This window comes from Desulfosporosinus sp. FKB (genome assembly GCF_002196705.1).
Lineage (GTDB): Bacteria > Bacillota > Desulfitobacteriia > Desulfitobacteriales > Desulfitobacteriaceae > Desulfosporosinus.
On sequence record NZ_NADJ01000007.1, the window covers coordinates 38,822 to 55,510 of the forward strand.

General features: G+C 43.1%; 15 protein-coding genes. 14 read left to right on the forward strand and 1 reads right to left on the reverse strand.

The genetic code is table 11. The annotated features are described in order from the left end of the window. The first annotated feature begins 29 nt into the window (after positions 1 to 29). The 8 genes from B5Y67_RS00965 (at position 30) to B5Y67_RS01000 (ending at position 9,287) form a co-directional block, all read left to right on the forward strand. Positions 30 to 806, forward strand: a complete 777-nt coding sequence (locus tag B5Y67_RS00965) for an IclR family transcriptional regulator (RefSeq protein WP_088224725.1) — start codon at positions 30 to 32, stop codon at positions 804 to 806. Between the two features lie 220 nt (positions 807 to 1,026). After that, positions 1,027 to 2,277 (forward strand): (Fe-S)-binding protein, encoded by a 1,251-nt coding sequence (locus tag B5Y67_RS00970; protein ID WP_088224726.1) that lies wholly within the window; start codon positions 1,027 to 1,029, stop codon positions 2,275 to 2,277. 86 nt (positions 2,278 to 2,363) lie between these two features. After that, positions 2,364 to 3,668 carry an FAD-binding oxidoreductase gene (locus tag B5Y67_RS00975; protein ID WP_088224727.1) on the forward strand — a complete coding sequence of 435 codons (1,305 nt, stop codon included), beginning with the start codon at positions 2,364 to 2,366 and terminating at the stop codon, positions 3,666 to 3,668. 18 nt (positions 3,669 to 3,686) lie between these two features. Next, on the forward strand, positions 3,687 to 5,063 hold the full coding sequence (locus tag B5Y67_RS00980) for an FAD-linked oxidase C-terminal domain-containing protein (protein WP_088224728.1): 1,377 nt from the start codon (positions 3,687 to 3,689) through the stop codon (positions 5,061 to 5,063). A 677-nt stretch (positions 5,064 to 5,740) separates the two neighbouring features. Continuing rightward, on the forward strand, positions 5,741 to 6,634 hold the full coding sequence (locus tag B5Y67_RS00985; protein ID WP_088224729.1) for a CoA ester lyase: 894 nt from the start codon (positions 5,741 to 5,743) through the stop codon (positions 6,632 to 6,634). Between the two features lie 248 nt (positions 6,635 to 6,882). Then, entirely contained in the window at positions 6,883 to 8,112 is a 1,230-nt protein-coding gene (locus tag B5Y67_RS00990) for a malic enzyme-like NAD(P)-binding protein (protein WP_088224730.1), read from the forward strand. Positions 8,113 to 8,361: 249 nt separating this feature from the next. After that, entirely contained in the window at positions 8,362 to 8,865 is a 504-nt protein-coding gene (locus tag B5Y67_RS00995; protein WP_088224731.1) for a DinB family protein, read from the forward strand. Positions 8,866 to 8,969: 104 nt separating this feature from the next. After that, on the forward strand, positions 8,970 to 9,287 hold the full coding sequence (locus B5Y67_RS01000) for a nitrous oxide-stimulated promoter family protein (RefSeq protein ID WP_088224732.1): 318 nt from the start codon (positions 8,970 to 8,972) through the stop codon (positions 9,285 to 9,287). Here the strand turns inward: B5Y67_RS01000 and B5Y67_RS01005 are convergent. Next, positions 9,279 to 10,487 (reverse strand): MFS transporter, encoded by a 1,209-nt coding sequence (locus tag B5Y67_RS01005; protein ID WP_088224733.1) that lies wholly within the window; start codon positions 10,485 to 10,487, stop codon positions 9,279 to 9,281. The genes B5Y67_RS01000 and B5Y67_RS01005 overlap by 9 nt on opposite strands. A gap of 189 nt (positions 10,488 to 10,676) precedes the next feature. Here B5Y67_RS01005 and B5Y67_RS01010 point away from each other — a divergent pair, with 189 nt between their 5' ends. From B5Y67_RS01010 to B5Y67_RS01035, 6 genes are all read left to right on the forward strand, one after another. Beyond that, positions 10,677 to 11,105 carry a universal stress protein gene (locus tag B5Y67_RS01010; protein ID WP_088224734.1) on the forward strand — a complete coding sequence of 143 codons (429 nt, stop codon included), beginning with the start codon at positions 10,677 to 10,679 and terminating at the stop codon, positions 11,103 to 11,105. Between the two features lie 222 nt (positions 11,106 to 11,327). Further along, the gene (locus B5Y67_RS01015; protein ID WP_088224735.1) at positions 11,328 to 11,612 is read left to right on the forward strand and encodes a hypothetical protein; all 285 of its coding nucleotides are present in this window, start codon (positions 11,328 to 11,330) and stop codon (positions 11,610 to 11,612) included. A gap of 239 nt (positions 11,613 to 11,851) precedes the next feature. Beyond that, positions 11,852 to 12,322 (forward strand): CtsR family transcriptional regulator, encoded by a 471-nt coding sequence (locus tag B5Y67_RS01020; RefSeq protein ID WP_088224739.1) that lies wholly within the window; start codon positions 11,852 to 11,854, stop codon positions 12,320 to 12,322. Positions 12,323 to 12,335: 13 nt separating this feature from the next. Next, complete coding sequence (locus B5Y67_RS01025; protein ID WP_088224736.1) at positions 12,336 to 12,851, forward strand: UvrB/UvrC motif-containing protein; 516 nt, start codon at positions 12,336 to 12,338, stop codon at positions 12,849 to 12,851. Then, a complete protein-coding gene (locus B5Y67_RS01030) occupies positions 12,841 to 13,881 on the forward strand; it encodes a protein arginine kinase (RefSeq protein WP_088224737.1) in 1,041 nt (346 codons plus the stop codon). The genes B5Y67_RS01025 and B5Y67_RS01030 overlap by 11 nt, the downstream gene beginning before the upstream one ends. 75 nt (positions 13,882 to 13,956) lie before the next feature. After that, positions 13,957 to 16,398, forward strand: coding sequence for an ATP-dependent Clp protease ATP-binding subunit (locus B5Y67_RS01035; RefSeq protein ID WP_088224738.1), 2,442 nt, complete (start codon positions 13,957 to 13,959; stop codon positions 16,396 to 16,398). Positions 16,399 to 16,689: the final 291 nt, after the last annotated feature.

The following is a 16,689-nucleotide window of genomic DNA, read 5'->3' on the forward strand; positions in this document are numbered from 1 at the left end:
GGAAAAGGTGTTCAGAAGGAGGACCTATAGTGGCAGAAAAATATGTGCAAACTCTCGAACGTTCGCTGGATGTTCTGGAGGTGCTTGCTCACGCGGAAGAGCCTTTGGGGGTAACAGAAATAGGCAACCGTATTCAGTTGCATAAAAGTACAGTTCATCGTATTTTACAGACATTATGTTACCGAGGTTATGTTGAGAGAACAAAAGGGAACGAACATTATCAATTAGGAATTAAAATTGTAGAACTGGGGATTCGCTTCTTTAATGATCTTGAGATTCGTAAAGTTGCAGGACCTGTTCTTAATGATTTAGCAAAATTATTGAACGAGGTTGTTCATTTAGTACTACCTGACGATGGTGAGATCGTATATATTGACAAAGCTGAGAGTTCTCATGTTGTAAGTATGCACTCTAAGGTAGGGCGAAGAGCACCTATGCATTGTACGGCTGTGGGTAAGGCTATTCTTTCTACACTGCCCGAGGAGGAGGTTCGACACATCTTAGAGGTCAAAGGAATGACTCGTTATACGCCGAATACAATTGTTGATCCGGAAGTTTTATTTAGGGAGCTGCAGTCGATTAAGGAAAGTAAAATTTCTGTTGAGAAGGAAGAAAATGAGATCGGAATCATTTGTTTGGGAACACCTGTTTTTGATTATTCGGGACGAGCCATTGGAGCAATCAGTGTTTCAGGCCCTGCCAGCAGAATTCAGGAAAAGGGTATCGAGCGAATTGGGCAGGAAATGAAAAAAGCCGGCGAAGAAGTTTCCGCAAAATTGGGATTTAACTATTTCCAAAAACTATAACAACTTTTCTGATTTGACATTTAAACGAACTTTTCAGAAATTTACTCTTGACGATTTTAAACCTCAGGTAGATAATAGAGTCATAAAATTGTGAAACATGGTTTCACTTGTAAAAACATGTGGCTAAGTCCTAGAGAAATCTAAACGAGCAAAGGGTGTTGCAAGTATCAGTCTATCCGTCATATGGTCTGATAATCTGGCAGAGAAGGGGGAAATATCAGTGGGGGTTTTGACAGAAGTATACGAAATGTTAAACACGTGTAACAAGTGTGGTGGTTGCCATACAGCCTGTAAGACCTATAAATTGACTGGTCAGGAAACAATGGTTGCACGCGGAAGAATTCAACTCATCAAAGCTGTTGCCGACGGTAAATTAGAACCTAATCAAGAGTATGAAGATGCTATCATGAGCTGTCTGTTGTGTGGTGAGTGTGCAGTAGCTTGCGCAAACGGTGTACGAGGCAATGAGCTTGTCATGGCAGCGCGTCGAGACTTGAAATTAAGAAAAGGAATTAAGCCATTTGCTAAGTCTTTCGCTTTAAAAACATTAGCAAGTCCGAAGAGGTTGGGAATGGGATTCAGTCTTTTCGGAGGAATGGGCAAAAGTGTTCTTAATAAAATCGATGGAATGGACTATTTCCGCGGTATTGATATTCGCAACTTCCCAACAGCAAAAAAACCATTTTTGGAGCAGGTTCCGGAGAGGATTACGGTGCAGCATCCGAAACACAAAGTCGGATTTTATGTGGGCTGTTTCCTGAATTACTCGTTAGATCAAACTGCTCATTCTGTTGTTAAAGTGTTAACGAAAAATGACTGTGATGTTATTATTCCTAAAGATCAAGTGTGCTGCGGCCTTCCGCAATATGCTTATGGCGACTTTGAAACAGCGAAGAAAAATGCCCGCAAAACTATTGATACATTTTTAGATAAATATAAAGATGCCGAAGTTGTTCTTTCAGCATGTGCGTCCTGTGCTTCAATGCTCAAGCATGACTATCTAAAGCTCTTTGCTGATGAGCCCTCATATCTTCCGAAAGTTGAATTATTTTGTGAAAAAGTGGTTGAGTTTTCAGAATATATGGCGAAAATTGGTGTTGATCAAAGCCAGCTTCATAATTCAAGCCCCGTCAGAGTTACCTATCATGATCCTTGCCACATGATCCGGGGCCTTAAGGTGACAAAACAGCCTCGGCAATTGCTGCAAATGATTCCACGGGTTGAATATAAGGAAATGTTTGAAGCAGGCCGCTGCTGCGGAGCTGCCGGTCTAATACAAGCTTTCTATCATGAGGTATCAACAAATATCACGGATCAGAAGGTAGAAAACATCAAAGATACGAATGCAGATTTGGTGGCTACAAGTTGCCCAGCTTGCATGTTGCGACTTCAAGGCGGCATAAATAAAGCCGGTCAAAAACAAAAAGTTATGCATGTTGCCGATTTAATGGCCAACGCTTACAAAGACTAATTAACCAAAAGAATCACATTGACTTTGTATATTTGCGGAACATGCTGACCGCAAGTTCTAGTAAATTAGTGGAAGGGCGGGTAGTCATGAGTAACGTCAATATCAGTAAGCTGAAGGCGATTGTCGGTGATAATAATGTCATTGATTCGCCTTCCGAAATGGCAAAATACCTAAAAGGTAAAGGTAAGCCTGCAGTCGTTGTCTTACCAGGAAATACATCAGAAGTTTCGAGCATCGTTAAACTAGCAAATGAGCAGAATGTAAAAATAGCAGTAGGCGGGACAGTCGCCGGGACCAAGGGTCTTAATGGCGGAATTGCGATGGTTATGTCCCGGATGAACCGTATTTTAGAAATGGATCATCTAAACCTTGTGGCTCACGTCGAACCTGGACTTCTTCATAAGGAATTTCTGCTTAAGGTTGGGGAAGCCGGCTTAAACTTTCCTCCTGAGCCCTATGAAGTCGAAACCAGTTCCATTGGCGGCTGCTTTGCGATTGGGGATTCTGATTCAAAATCTTTCGAATATGGCCCTACCAGAACGTTTCTTTTGGGATTTGAAATGGTTCTTCCGACAGGGGAGATCCTGGAAATCGGAAATAAATGCATTAAGAACGTTTCAGGTTTAGACTTCATTCACTTCGCTGTGGGGAGCCAAGGAACGTTTGGGATTTTCACCAAACTTTTGGTGAAGCTCCTGCCTGTACAGGAAGCTAAAAGAGCAGTAATTGGCACATTTACATCAATCCACAAGGCTAATGCAACGTTCAATACTTTGATTAAGCGTAATGTACAGCCGACCCGAATGAACCTCCTTAATGCCTCCCTTGCCAAAAATGCCATATCTGGAACTGAAGGGCAACTGGTAATTATTGATTTACAGGGCTTTAAAGAGTCGGGCAAAAATATTGCTAATGAAATTGCTGCAGTTCTCACATTGGGCGGAGGGACTGATGTCAAAATCATTGAGGATGAGGCTGAGTATGATCAAGTGATCAACGGTTGGCTTAAGGTCCGTGCCGAGCTCAATGGGAAACCGGAGCAAACCTTGGAGTTTCTGGTTGGCCCGGCGAAAATGCCCCAAGCCTTAACTCAGCTTGAAGCGCTCACGGGAGATCTGGGAGCTTACCCCGGTGTAGTTGTCGAAGGACTTCTCGGATATGTTTGTTTGGCTCTGCCCGAGGGAACCGATAAACTTGCCTTAGCCGCTAAAGTGAATAAACTGGCAATGTCCCTGGGCGGAAATATAAAGGGCCTCTTGGGTCACAAGCTCAAAGCTGAAGCTTATAATGATGCGGAAATGTGGCAGCAAACTATAGGTTTGCTTCAGGAACTGCGTCAGCAATTTGACCCCAAAGGGATTCTCAGTCCTGGGGTAAGTCTAGAGGCTTAAGAAGAAGGAGGTCTGAATATGTTAAGCCAAACGGTTGTTAATCGGTTGAAGGAGATAGTTGGAGAAAAAAACGTAGTTACAGACAAAGTCGGCTTGCTGACCTATGGCTATGACGGCACGTTATTATCTGGTGAGGCCTTAGGAGTCGTTTCTCCTCATACGACGGAAGAAGTTGTTGAAATCGTCAAATTGATGAACGAGCATAATATTAAACTTGTGCCTCGGGGTGCTGGGACGAATGAAAGTGGCGGAACAATTCCAACTCAAGATTCTGTGGTCATTAGTTTTACTAAAATGACTAAAATTCATGAAATAGATACGGAAAACTTTGTGGCAGTTGTTGAGCCTGGAGTAATCAACTTTGACCTTCAAGTCGAACTCGAAAAGAGAAACTGCTATTTTCCTCCCGATCCGTCGTCCTATAAAGCTTCAACAATCGGAGGAAACGTTGGTGAATGTTCCGGCGGTCCGAAATGTTTTAAGTACGGGGTTACCCGGGATTATATTCTGGGTTTGGAAGTCGTTCTCCCCAATGGCAAAGTTATCCAAACGGGTGGACGTAATTTCCAAAGTGAGCCAGCCTATGATTTAACTCGAATTATTGTTGGCGCGGAAGGAACCTTAGGATTAGTTACTAAAGTCTTCGTCCGTATCATACCCTTGCCCAGAGCTAAGAAAACAATGCTGGCAATTTACGACAAGGTTGAAGATGCTTCACAAACTGTTGCTGATATAGTTGCTGCCGGTATTATTCCCACTACTTTGGAATTGATGGATAATTTGCTTATCAATACGACTGAGGATTTTAGTCATGCCGGGCTCCCTCGTGACGCTGGAGCTGTTCTCATTATTGAGGTTGACGGATATCCCGAAGATATGGATCCTCAAGTTAAGACAATCAGTGAAATTTGCAATAAAATTGCCAAAGAGTTTAAAATTGCTCAATCGGCAGCTGAAGTTGATCAAATTTGGACTTCCCGTCGCTGTGCTTTCGGATCTGTTGCTCGTGTTAGACCGTCATATGGTGTTAATGATATTACGGTTCCGAGGAGTAATTTCCCCAAAGCAATTCAGGGAGTTCTTAAAGTTGCCAAAGAGTATGGTGTCACCATCGGAGTTGTGGCTCATGCCGGTGACGGAAATCTACACCCTCTCGTTCTTTTCGATCAACGGAATAAAGAGGAAGTTGAAACCGTTCATGCTGCAGAAAAGGCACTTTGCATGATGGCTCTTGATCTTGATGGTACAGTAAGTGGAGAGCATGGAATCGGGCTCGTTAAGAAGAAGTATCTCGATTCGGAGTTTACGCCTGCTGCTATGGGAGCCTTTAGAAAGATTAAGAGAAGCTTTGACCCAAGCAATCGCTTTAACCCAGGAAAGGTCTTTGAATTATAATGGCCTATGGAAGGGTATTCAACAACTAAATAGGTAGTCTTAAAATAATTCGCAATTATAGAATTATGAAAGAAGGTGAAAGCAGGATGTTGGTTAAAAAATTCTAACGCCTGCTTTCATATTTACTACGAACATTCCAATAGTGACAGATGTTAACTTAGAAGGGCTAATTCTTAAAAGTATGGTTATTTCGGCGAAAGCTGGGGAAACTTATGCCATATTTATCTAGATCATAATCATCCTGAGATATATTACGATTCAAGACTTGAAAGAATTAAAACCTTGTTTCATTCCATAAATTAATTTTATTGTAAGTCTTGGCGGGAGAGCTAATTAAATGGTTGACTAATCAGGAGATACGTATGATAATGAAATAGGGATAATAATGAAACCAAGTTTTGAAGAATGAAACGAAACCGATAACAGTTGAACCAAAGACATTGCTTATTTGAAGTACTATACATAGCAAGCCCTGATGCCAGTGACGTAACTGCGGAGAAGGGAGGGGACTTCGATAAGTGTAATTGAGCAGCTATTCCGGTCTAGGTTTCGATGGTTGGTCTAAGATTCTCTCGTGCATTGCGGAGATAACCGCTGTTAATTTTCTTCGTTGATCTTTCCTGGATATCATCTGGGAATCAATAATAAATTATATTTATTAGGGGGTATAAAACGTTATGGCTATCATGAGATCAATTCTGTATATTCCTGGTAACAATCCAAAAATGGTGGCAAAGGCTCCGGAGTTTGTTGCCGACATCATTACTCTTGACCTCGAAGATTCCGTACCACCTGCTGAAAAAGAAGCTGCCCGGAAATTAGTTGCTGAAAACCTCAAATATGCTGGCTCTAACGGAGCACAAGTATTTGTTCGTATTAACAACTGGGAAACTGAATTAACCAATGATGACCTCGAAGCTATCGTTTATGAAGGACTTGCAGGTGTAACCTTAGCTAAAACCGGATGTGCTGCAGACGTTCAACGTCTCGATTGGAAACTTGAAGAACTCGAGCGTCGTCGCGGATTAGAAGTAGGAAGCGTGAAAATCTCCATGCTTCTGGAAACTGCTAAAGGGATTATACATGCTGCAGAATGCTGCTTAGCAAGTAAACGTAATGTAAATGCTATCTTCGGTGCTGTAGACTATTGCCGCGATATGCGAGTAAAATTAACCAATGAATCCGTTGAGCAACAATATGCTCGGGCTCACATGGCTGTTGCCTGCCGCGCAGCAGGAATCGTCGCTATCGACGCTCCTTTCGTAGATTTCAAAAATATCGAAGCCTTTGAGAAAAACGTTGCCGAAGGCCGTCAAATGGGTTATGAAGGCCGTATGATTATCCACCCAGGACAAATCGAACCTTCCAACCGTATGTATGCACCAGATCCGGCTGACGTAGAATGGGCACGCGGTGTTGTAAAAGTCTTCGAAGAAGAAGGAATTGCCAAAGGCAAAGCTTCCGTTTCTTACAATAACAAAATGGTTGATACCCCGGTTTATCTCAATGCTAAAGATATCTTAGCAGCACAAGCCGAGATCGACGCCAAAAACGCATCCAAAAAAGCCTAAGGTAAGTGAAGCCTGGTCACTTATTTGAGTGGCCAGGCTTTTTCTTACAAGTTATTTATTATAGACTGCATGCAACAACGACTTCGCTTTCGCTAAGGCTCGGAGAAGCCGGTTTTTCTTTATACTATCAGAAAGTATAGGCCTACGGTTGATACTTTCCTTTAGCATAAATGCAGCTAACCTGTTCCTCCTTCGCCAGTTAAGTTTGTTATAAAAAATAATCTTATGTTGAAAGGATTGGTGTAGATATGGGCCTTCGTGAAGATGCTCTCGCTCTCCATAAAGACAATAAAGGCAAAATTGCTGTTGTAAGTAAAGTACCTGTTCGTAATGGAGAAGATTTAAGCCTCGCTTATTCCCCAGGAGTTGCTGAACCCTGTTTGGAGATTGCTAAAGATCCTGCAGTAGTTAATGTTTATACAAATCGTGAAAATTTAACAGCTGTTGTCTCAACTGGTTCTGCAGTTTTAGGCCTGGGAAACATTGGCGCCCGCGCTGCCATGCCGGTAATGGAAGGAAAGGGAATTCTCTTCAAGACCTTCGGCAATGTAGATGCTTTCCCCATTTGCTTAGATACTCAAGACAGTGACAAAGTGGTTGAAGCCGTTAAGCTTCTCGAGCCAACATTTGGTGCTATTAACCTGGAAGATATTAAGGCTCCTGAGTGCTTTTATATCGAAGAAAAACTTAAAGAAATTTATGATGGACCGATTTTCCATGATGATCAACACGGAACAGCTGTCGTGACTATGGCTGGATTGGTCAATGCCCTGAAAGTAGTCAAGAAAGAACTGAAGGACGTTAAGATCGTGGCCAATGGCGCAGGCGCAGCTGGCATGGCCATTGTTAAACTCTTAATGAGCATGGGACTTCAAAATGTCATTATGCTCGATACAAAGGGTACGATATACGAAGGCCGTAAAGAAGGCATGAATAAGTACAAAGAAGAGATTGCTGCTAAAACAAACCGTGAATTACTCAAGGGTAATTTAGCAGATGCCTTAAAAGGCGCTGATGTCTTTATTGGCGTATCTGGTGCAAATCTTGTCACCAAAGAAATGGTAAAATCCATGGCACCGAATCCGATCGTGTTTGCTCAAGCAAATCCTGTTCCGGAAATTTGGCCTGCTGATGCTAAAGAAGCAGGTGCTGCAGTTGTAGGAACAGGCCGTTCTGACTACCCGAACCAAGTCAATAACGTATTAGCTTTCCCGGGGATTTTCCGTGGTGCTATTGATGCCGGTGCTAAAGTGATCAATGAAGAAATGAAAGTTGCAGCGGCTTATGCTATTGCCAGCATCGTCAGTGCCGAAGAACTCAATGCCGATTACGTAATACCTAAGTCCTTTGATTTACGTGTTGGACCTGCCGTTGCTGCTGCTGTTGCTAAAGCAGCTATGGATACGGGAGTTGCAACTCACAAGGTTGATCCGGAGCAAGTTGCAGCTAACCTGCGTAAATATTACGAAAGTAAATAATGCAGGCTTTTATTAATAGCGATTAAATAATGTTAGTACCTTCTAATGGTTCATTAAAATATGAAGAACAAGCGGGATCTGCTCAAAAGCGGGTCCCGCTTTTGAAGTTTAACCAATTGTAAGACACCAACTTCTACAAGTGGGTGTGGTCCCGATGTTCAGGCTTTAGCTGAACAAGTTCACTCATTGACCGAACTATAGGCTAACTGATAAGATGGGGAAAATTAAATAATTAGGGGAGGAACTTGCGTGTTTTCGTCAATTGCTTCATTTCTGGAAACTTGGAAAAGAGAATCAGAGTTAACCCTGGAAATTTTCAAAGCCTTAACGGATGACTCACTGGATCAAAGAGTCACGAAGGAGGACCGTACCATAGGACGATTGGCATGGCACATAGCCATAACAATCCCTGAGATGATGTCTAAGACGGGGCTGGTATTTGAAGGATTTCTGGAAGATGCTCCGGTACCAAGCTCAGTTAAAGATATTATAAACTATTATGAAAATGCAAGTGAGAGCATGAAAATGGGAATTATACATCAGTGGAATGATCAAACACTCTTAGAGGACCGTAACATGTATGGGGAGAGCTGGACAATTGCCATGATTTTAAACGTTCTTGTTAACCACCAGATCCATCACCGCGGGCAAATGACCGTTTTGATGAGGCAAGCAGGTTTAAAAGTACCGGGTATTTACGGCCCTGCGCGGGAAGATTGGAGTAAATTCGGCATGGAGCCTCCCTTAATATAAAGAGAATAGAAGTCTAATTTTCCTAAAACAAGATTTATAACATCATTAAAGAACAATAGCATTGAGTCTAAATTCAAGATGGGTTAAGCAAGGAGTTGAGGATGATGTCAAAAATGCTGGATCAGGAGAAGAAAACAGTAAGAACAATGCTTAGACTCTATTGTAAAGATCATCATCATACTCAAGAGGGTCTCTGTCCGGAATGTCAGGAGCTTGAGAGATATGCTATGACTCGTCTGGATCACTGCAGGTTTGGAGATCAAAAAACATCCTGCGGGAAATGCCCCGTACATTGCTATAAACCGGATATGCGAGAAAGAATGATTGAGATTATGCGTTATGCAGGACCTAAGATGGTGTTTTCTCATCCTCTCATGGCCTTTAGGCATTTAATCACCGGTATTAAAAAGCCGTCAAAATGAGCTTGCGCTTCGTTCCATGAGCATAGAACGAATATACTTACCGTAGAAGAAAAACATAACTATAGAGATCGCCATGAATGTGAGAGCAAGGATCCAAACGTAGGAGCCTCCCCCGTGGTCAAAAAACACACCACCGAGGAAAGGACCTAACATGCGTCCGCCGGCAGAAGCCCCTCCAACAATACCCTGATATACGCCGGTTTTTCCCTGCGGGGCGAGTTGAGCAGAGGCTGCAGGAACTGCCGGTAAAATTAACATTTCTCCCAGTGTTATGATGAGTATTGCGATAATATAGGATACATAGGGCAGTCTCGCCCAAATAATAATAAAACCAATCGATATAAGCATCGCCGAAAGATAAAACTGTCGCTGAAAGGATTGAGCATAGGTTCTAATCACCCAATTAATGAGGGGTTGTAATGTAACGATAAAAACGCCGTTCAGCGTCCAAAGAATGCTGTAAGAAAAGAGGGAAAAACCTAATTGATTCATGACCACCGGCAAAATTGATACAAGTTGGATGTAAGCCCCCCAGACAAAGAAAATACCTCCTCCTAAGGTAAGGAGTACCTTAAAGCCACGGTCTTTATACAAACTTCCCGAGTGATGTTTTGCAGGCGTCGAGGAAATGGATGTCTTATGCTCTGAAATCCCAAAGGACACGAGAAGAAAGTAAATGAAAAAGGCTGCGGCATTTAAGGAAAAGGTAAGCCGGAATGATACTTGAGCAATTATCCCTCCAATTGCTGTTCCGATTGCAACGCCGGCGTTGTTAGAAACATAGAGCATATTAAAACCGCGCCGTCCGCCTTCAGGCCAGACGGCATGAATAAGCGCGTTTAAAGGGACCAAAATAAATGCTTGGGCTAAGCCAAAAAGGACAAATCCGGGCATATAAACTCTCCAGACAGGGAAAACTCCGATGGATCCTATGGATAAAACGGCACCTACAAGACCGATAATCATTATTTTTTTGGAACCAAAGCGATCTGCTAAAAACCCACTTAAGAATTGTCCCAGCAAAGAGGCTGCTGACTGGAGGGCTAAAAGGGTGCCTGCCTCTGTTAAAGTACGACCTAAACTATTATGCATAAAAAGGCTATTTAAAGGCCACAGCAGAGAATTCCCAATGGATTGGATGAATCCTCCGATAATTAAGATCACAACGGCTTGGGGGATATCCGGACGTTTAAACCACAAATGAAAAACCACCTTCTAAGAGCTAGTAGGTAATTACTTCGACAAACGAATAAAAAAACCCTTTACTCGGAAACCTCGAGCAGCCCATCCTCCCTTAACTATCAGAAATTATAGTTTATCGTATTGGAAATATTGAGAATAGGATATAATAAAGGAAAGATGTCCATTTTATGTAAGGGAGTGATAGGATTGTTTAAAAAAATTCTCGTCCCTACGGATGCCTCTGAATTTTCGCGGCGTGCTCTGAAGGCCGCCATAGACTTAGCCCAAACTGTTCAGGCTGAGATAGAACTTCTTCATGTTAATTTTACCCCCCAGGCTTTTTGGGGGTATACGATTTCATACGGTATTACGGTAACGCAGGATCAACTGGACAAAAGTGGAGACTTGGCTCTCGAAGCAACTCTGACGGGTATCGAGACTTCAAATGTTGTAATCAAGAAGACGCTGAAATCAGGTCACCCCGTGACGGTGATTCTCGATGAGATTAAAAATGAAGACATCGATTTGATAATCATGGGGAGTCATGGTTATGGGGCTATCACAGGGTCAGTATTAGGAAGCGTTAGTCAACGGGTGCTCCAAAGGGCCGGATGTCCAGTTCTGATCATTAAGTAGAATTTGGGAGGTATTGTGAACCTTTGGCGCAAATTATGCTGCAATTCCATGATTTATAGCGAGCCAGAAAGACAAAATCCCTGCATTCATAGCAGGGATTTTTAGTCTAAGGGCGAATAGCAGAATTGGAGAAGTAATTACACAGATCTTGGGCAACTAACTTACGATTTGGAGGTGCCAAGCGGGGGCCCTTTGTAAGAAAGGGTTTATCGCTTTACGTTCATGAAAGAGCATAATATTTGGCTGAGTCAAGAAGAACTCCAAAGTATGTTGCATGGCTCCTTACTTTGGATGGATATTGCATCCCGCACGTCGACGTCTCGGATCGGCATGCGAAGGTCAGAAGAACCAGCTCAATTTCTGGAACCGAAAGTTATTAATAACACAGACGGGAAAAACAGAGATGAAAATAAGCCCTTAGAAGGGCAGCCTGTTGTATGGCTGCTTGGCAGTATTGGCTTGTTAACGTTGTCATCTTGGTTTTATTTTGTCTTGTTTTCGAAATAATTGTAAACAATGAAGCTTATCTAAGGACTGTCTATTGACGGTCTTTAATTATTTTTGGCAGACCATTCAACTAATAAGTTTACCATTAAGCTTTTGATTTTTAAGAGTTTAAAGTTTTTTAGAAAAATCCTTTGCAAATTTTGAGGAAAATGGGTATCATATAGTTAGAAGGTCAGAGAAGGTCAATGTTTGTTGGGGCTGGCTTAGGCAAAGAATATTTGACAAGGAGTACATCAAATATGGGAAATCTTGCGGACCGCATTGAAGAATATCTTAAAAGAATTCTGGAACAAACGCCAGATGGTTATATTATATTACAACGTAGCGAGCTGGCGGGAGAATTTGACTGCGTTCCATCTCAGATTAACTATGTATTGGATACTCGGTTTACCGTAGAACGGGGTTATTTAGTGGAAAGCCGCCGAGGGGGCGGAGGATACTTGCGTATTGTCCGTTTGGGATTAGGCATGGAAGGTCAATATCAACAGATCATGCGTCAATTAATTGGTGAGCAGCTTACACGGGTGCGCTGCAATGGGCTGGTCGAGCGATTGCTTGATGAACAGCTGGTGACGGTTCGCGAAGCGGCTCTAATTAAAGGAATTCTCTCAGGGGGCGCTTTGAGCGGCGAATTTACCGATTGGAATGTACTTCGTGCTCAATTAATGAAGAGTATTTTAACCACGTTGAGCAGGGATGATTTGCTTTAAGGGGGGATTTGATATGCTTTGTCAACATTGTCAGCAAAGAGAAGCTAAAGTACAGATAATGAAGACAGAAAATGGGGAGACCCGTGAAGTTTATCTTTGTGAAGTTTGTGCAAAACAAACTAAGGAAGTCAGTTTTATTTTTCATCCTGTTATTGTCCCGGAGTTTCTTCAAGCTTTATTTGGTTTAAATCCCAAATTACCGGAACAACCTTCTGAGAAGGTCTGCCCGAAGTGCGGCATATCTTTCTCCAGAATAACTCAGGCCGGTAAGCTTGGCTGCAGCACTTGTTATGAAACTTTCGAAACACAGCTTGAGCCATTGCTTCGCAGGATACATGGCGGAGGGCAAAATGTAGGTAAGGTTCCTGTCAGACGAGGAAGTGCTATTAAAAACCGTTTGGAAGAGCGAAAGCTTAAAGAAAAGCTCCAACTATTAATTCAGCAAGAAAATTTCGAAGAGGCCGCCCTGGTCCGGGATCAAATTCGCGAGATCGAACAACTCATGGGAGGGGAAAACCATGACACGTAAAGAACTTCTTTTGCAAACTAGTGCCTGGATGGCTGAATCGGATTCCCCTGTCGTGATTAGCAGTCGTGTACGGCTGGCCCGCAACCTTGAAAACTATCCTTTTCCTCACGTTTTAAATATTGAAGGGGCTAGTCAGGTCGAACAGATTTTGGCCCAGACTCTTACAACGGTTCAGGCGGATCAAGACCCTTTACAGTATATGTCTCTGACGAATCTGACCAGTATTGAGCATCAGGTGCTGATTGAAAAGCATTTAATCAGTCCAAGTTTAGGAGGGTCTTCTGGATCAAGTGGGGTAGCCCTTGCCAAGGATCATAAATATGCCGTTATGGTTAATGAAGAAGATCATTTAAGAATTCAAGTTCTTCTGCCGGGAAGACAATTGCTGGAGTGCAATCGTTTAGCAATGGCCTTAGATGATGCTCTGGAGGAAAAACTCGATTTTGCTTATCGGGAAAACCAGGGATATCTTACGGCCTGTCCGACCAATGTGGGAACAGGTCTAAGAGCTTCGGTTATGGTCCATTTGCCCGGTTTGGTAATGACTAAACAGGTACAGCAGGTTTTAGGGGCTTTGACGAATTTAGGATTAGCTATCCGAGGATTGTATGGGGAAGGATCTCAAGCCTATGGGCAGATGTTCCAAGTCTCTAATCAGATTACCCTGGGAAAAAGCGAAGAGGATATTCTCACTCATTTAGAAGCAGTGACCGGACAAATTTTAGAACACGAACTTCAGGCCCGTGAATATCTTCGCAGACAGATGCCCTTATTCTTAGAGGATAAAGTCTGGCGGGCCCGGGGGATCCTGAAAAATGCCCGTCTGCTTACTTCTGAGGATGCAATGCAACTATTATCCCAAGATCGTTTGGGAACAGATATGGGAATATTGCCTAAGAACAAAGAGAGCTTTGCAACGCTGCTTGTCAATACCCGTCCGGGATGTTTGCAATACATTCTTGATCGGGAATTGGATCCCAGTCAGCGAGATAGCGAAAGAGCCCGTTTGATTCGCGAACAGACAACATAATCCGGGCATGAACAAGCAGCGAGAAAACAAAAAAACTAGAATTTCTATTTTAATGTTAATGAAAGGATGAACGCAATGAAAGGACGCTATACAGAACGTGCAGAAAAGGTTTTAATGATAGCTCAGAGCGAAGCCAAACGCATGGGACACAAGGTTGTAGGTACTGAGCACATTTTGCTGGGGCTTATTCAAGAAGGGGAGGGAATTGCTGCCCAAGCCTTGAGAAATTTGGGCCTGGATCTTGAAAAGGTCCGGACTATGGTTGAAGAAATTACAGGTGTAGGCCAACCCAATATGGGAGCTGTAGAACTGACACCGCGGGTAAAAAAGGTCTTAGAGTTAGCCAATGAGGAAGCCCATCGCCAGGACGTCAATTATATTGGTACAGAACACCTTCTTTTAGGTCTTATCATGGAAGGGGAGGGAATTGCCGCTCGAATCTTGGCTAATCTAAACGTCAATCCGGAAAGAGTTTGGAAACAAGTGGTTAAGTTGTTGGGTGGAGAATTAGACGAATCTGCTGTTCCGCCTTCCAACTCGGTTCCAGTCGGCAAAAACGCTGGGCCAGCCAATACTCCTTCCTTAAATGAATTTGGACGGGATCTCACGCAGCAAGCCCGCGAAGGCAGATTGGATCCCGTTATTGGCCGAGAGCAGGAAATAGAACGGGTAATTCAAGTCTTAAGCCGCCGAACAAAAAATAATCCGGCTTTAATTGGCGAGCCGGGGGTAGGAAAGACGGCAATTGCCGAAGGTTTAGCTCAGGGAATTATCAACAACCGAGTACCGGAGATCCTCAGCAACAAGCGGGTAATAACGCTGGATCTTTCGGCTATGGTTGCAGGCAGCAAGTATAGGGGCGAGTTTGAAGAACGTTTGAAAAAAGTGATGGATGAAATCCGGGCAGACGGGAATATCATTCTCTTTATTGACGAGTTGCACACTCTTATTGGAGCTGGTGCAGCTGAGGGGGCCATTGATGCAGCTAATATTTTAAAACCTGCTTTAGCTCGCGGAGAATTGCAGTGTATAGGTGCTACGACTTTAGAAGAGTATCGTAAATATATTGAGAAAGACTCAGCCTTGGAACGCCGTTTCCAACCTATCACGGTCAGCGAACCAACGGTAGAGGAAGCAATCTTGATTCTGCGCGGCTTACGAGATCGTTATGAAGCCCACCATAGGGTTAAAATTACCGATGAAGCCATTGAAAGCGCAGTACGGCTGTCTGATCGCTACGTATCAGATCGTTTCCTGCCGGATAAGGCTATTGACTTAATGGATGAGGCTGCGTCAAGAGTTCGGCTTACCAGTTATATTGCTCCCCCTGATTTAAAAACGCTTGAAGGGGAAATTGAACGACTGAAGAAGGAAAAAGAGGCTGCTGTTACGGGTCAGGAATTTGAAAAGGCCGCTCAATTAAGAGACCAGGAACACAAACTGAAGGAAGAGCTTGCCAAACAACGGGAAGAATGGGAAAGCAAGCGCCAGAAAGAAAACTCAACAGTTACAGAGGATGATATTGCACAGATTGTAGCCAGCTGGACCGGAATCCCTGTCAAAAAATTGGCTCAAGAGGAAAGTGAACGGCTTCTGAACCTCGAGGAAATTCTTCACCAAAGGGTTATAGGACAAGACGATGCAGTGACCGCTGTCGCGCGGGCAGTTCGACGGGCACGGGCAGGCTTAAAGGACCCCAAACGGCCAATCGGTTCCTTTATTTTCCTGGGACCCACAGGCGTCGGAAAAACAGAACTTGGTCGTTCTTTGGCTGAAGCTATGTTCGGGGACGAGAAAGCATTAATTCGCATTGACATGTCGGAATATATGGAGAAACACGCTGTCTCCCGTTTAGTGGGAGCTCCTCCCGGTTATGTAGGACATGACGAAGGCGGACAACTCACAGAAGCGGTCAGAAGAAAACCTTACAGCGTTGTCTTGTTAGATGAAATTGAAAAGGCGCATCCTGAGGTGTTCAATATTTTGCTTCAAGTTCTTGAGGATGGGCGTTTGACGGATACGAAAGGCAGAACTGTTGATTTCCGCAATACAGTTATTATCATGACCTCCAATGTTGGTTCGTCCTTCTTGCGTAAGGATGCCATGGGCTTTGCCGCTCAGAAGGATGAGAAAACAGAATATAAAAATATGCGCGGTCAGGTCATGGAAGAATTAAAACGAACTTTCCGTCCTGAGTTCCTGAATCGTATCGACGAACTGGTGGTTTTCCATTCTCTGAAGAAAGAGCATCTGGCGAAAATCACGGAAATTCTTGCTCTGCAGATGAATAAACGCCTGAAGGAGGTTGGCCTGGAGCTTCAGATCGATCCAAGTGCCATTGAACTTATTGCCAAAGAAGGCAATGATCCGACCTTTGGAGCTCGACCCTTACGCAGGGCAATTCAACGATTAATTGAGGACGCATTGTCTGAGAAGATCCTTCAAGGTGAGTTTAAAGTTGGAAACAAAATTTGTGTACGAGCAGATGAGGATAAAATAGTTTTCTCGCAGTGCTAATTGATTTATGAGAAACGGGGTTGTAACTTTGATTACAACCCCGTTTTTTTAAAACAGCAGTCGGAAACAGTGACAAAAAAACAAGAGGCACTGTAAAATAGCAGCTAAATTAACCAGATTATTACTAAATGATTATTAAGAAAGTGAACATACTAAAAATTAATAAGGAGCATTCCTGTGAGTAACAAAAAATGAGCTTTGAAAAAAAGACGACCTCACGTTAAGCTTTGAGAGGATGCACTGTTGGCCAACAGAATCCAATCAAAAAATAACGGAGGTCACCCAGGTGAA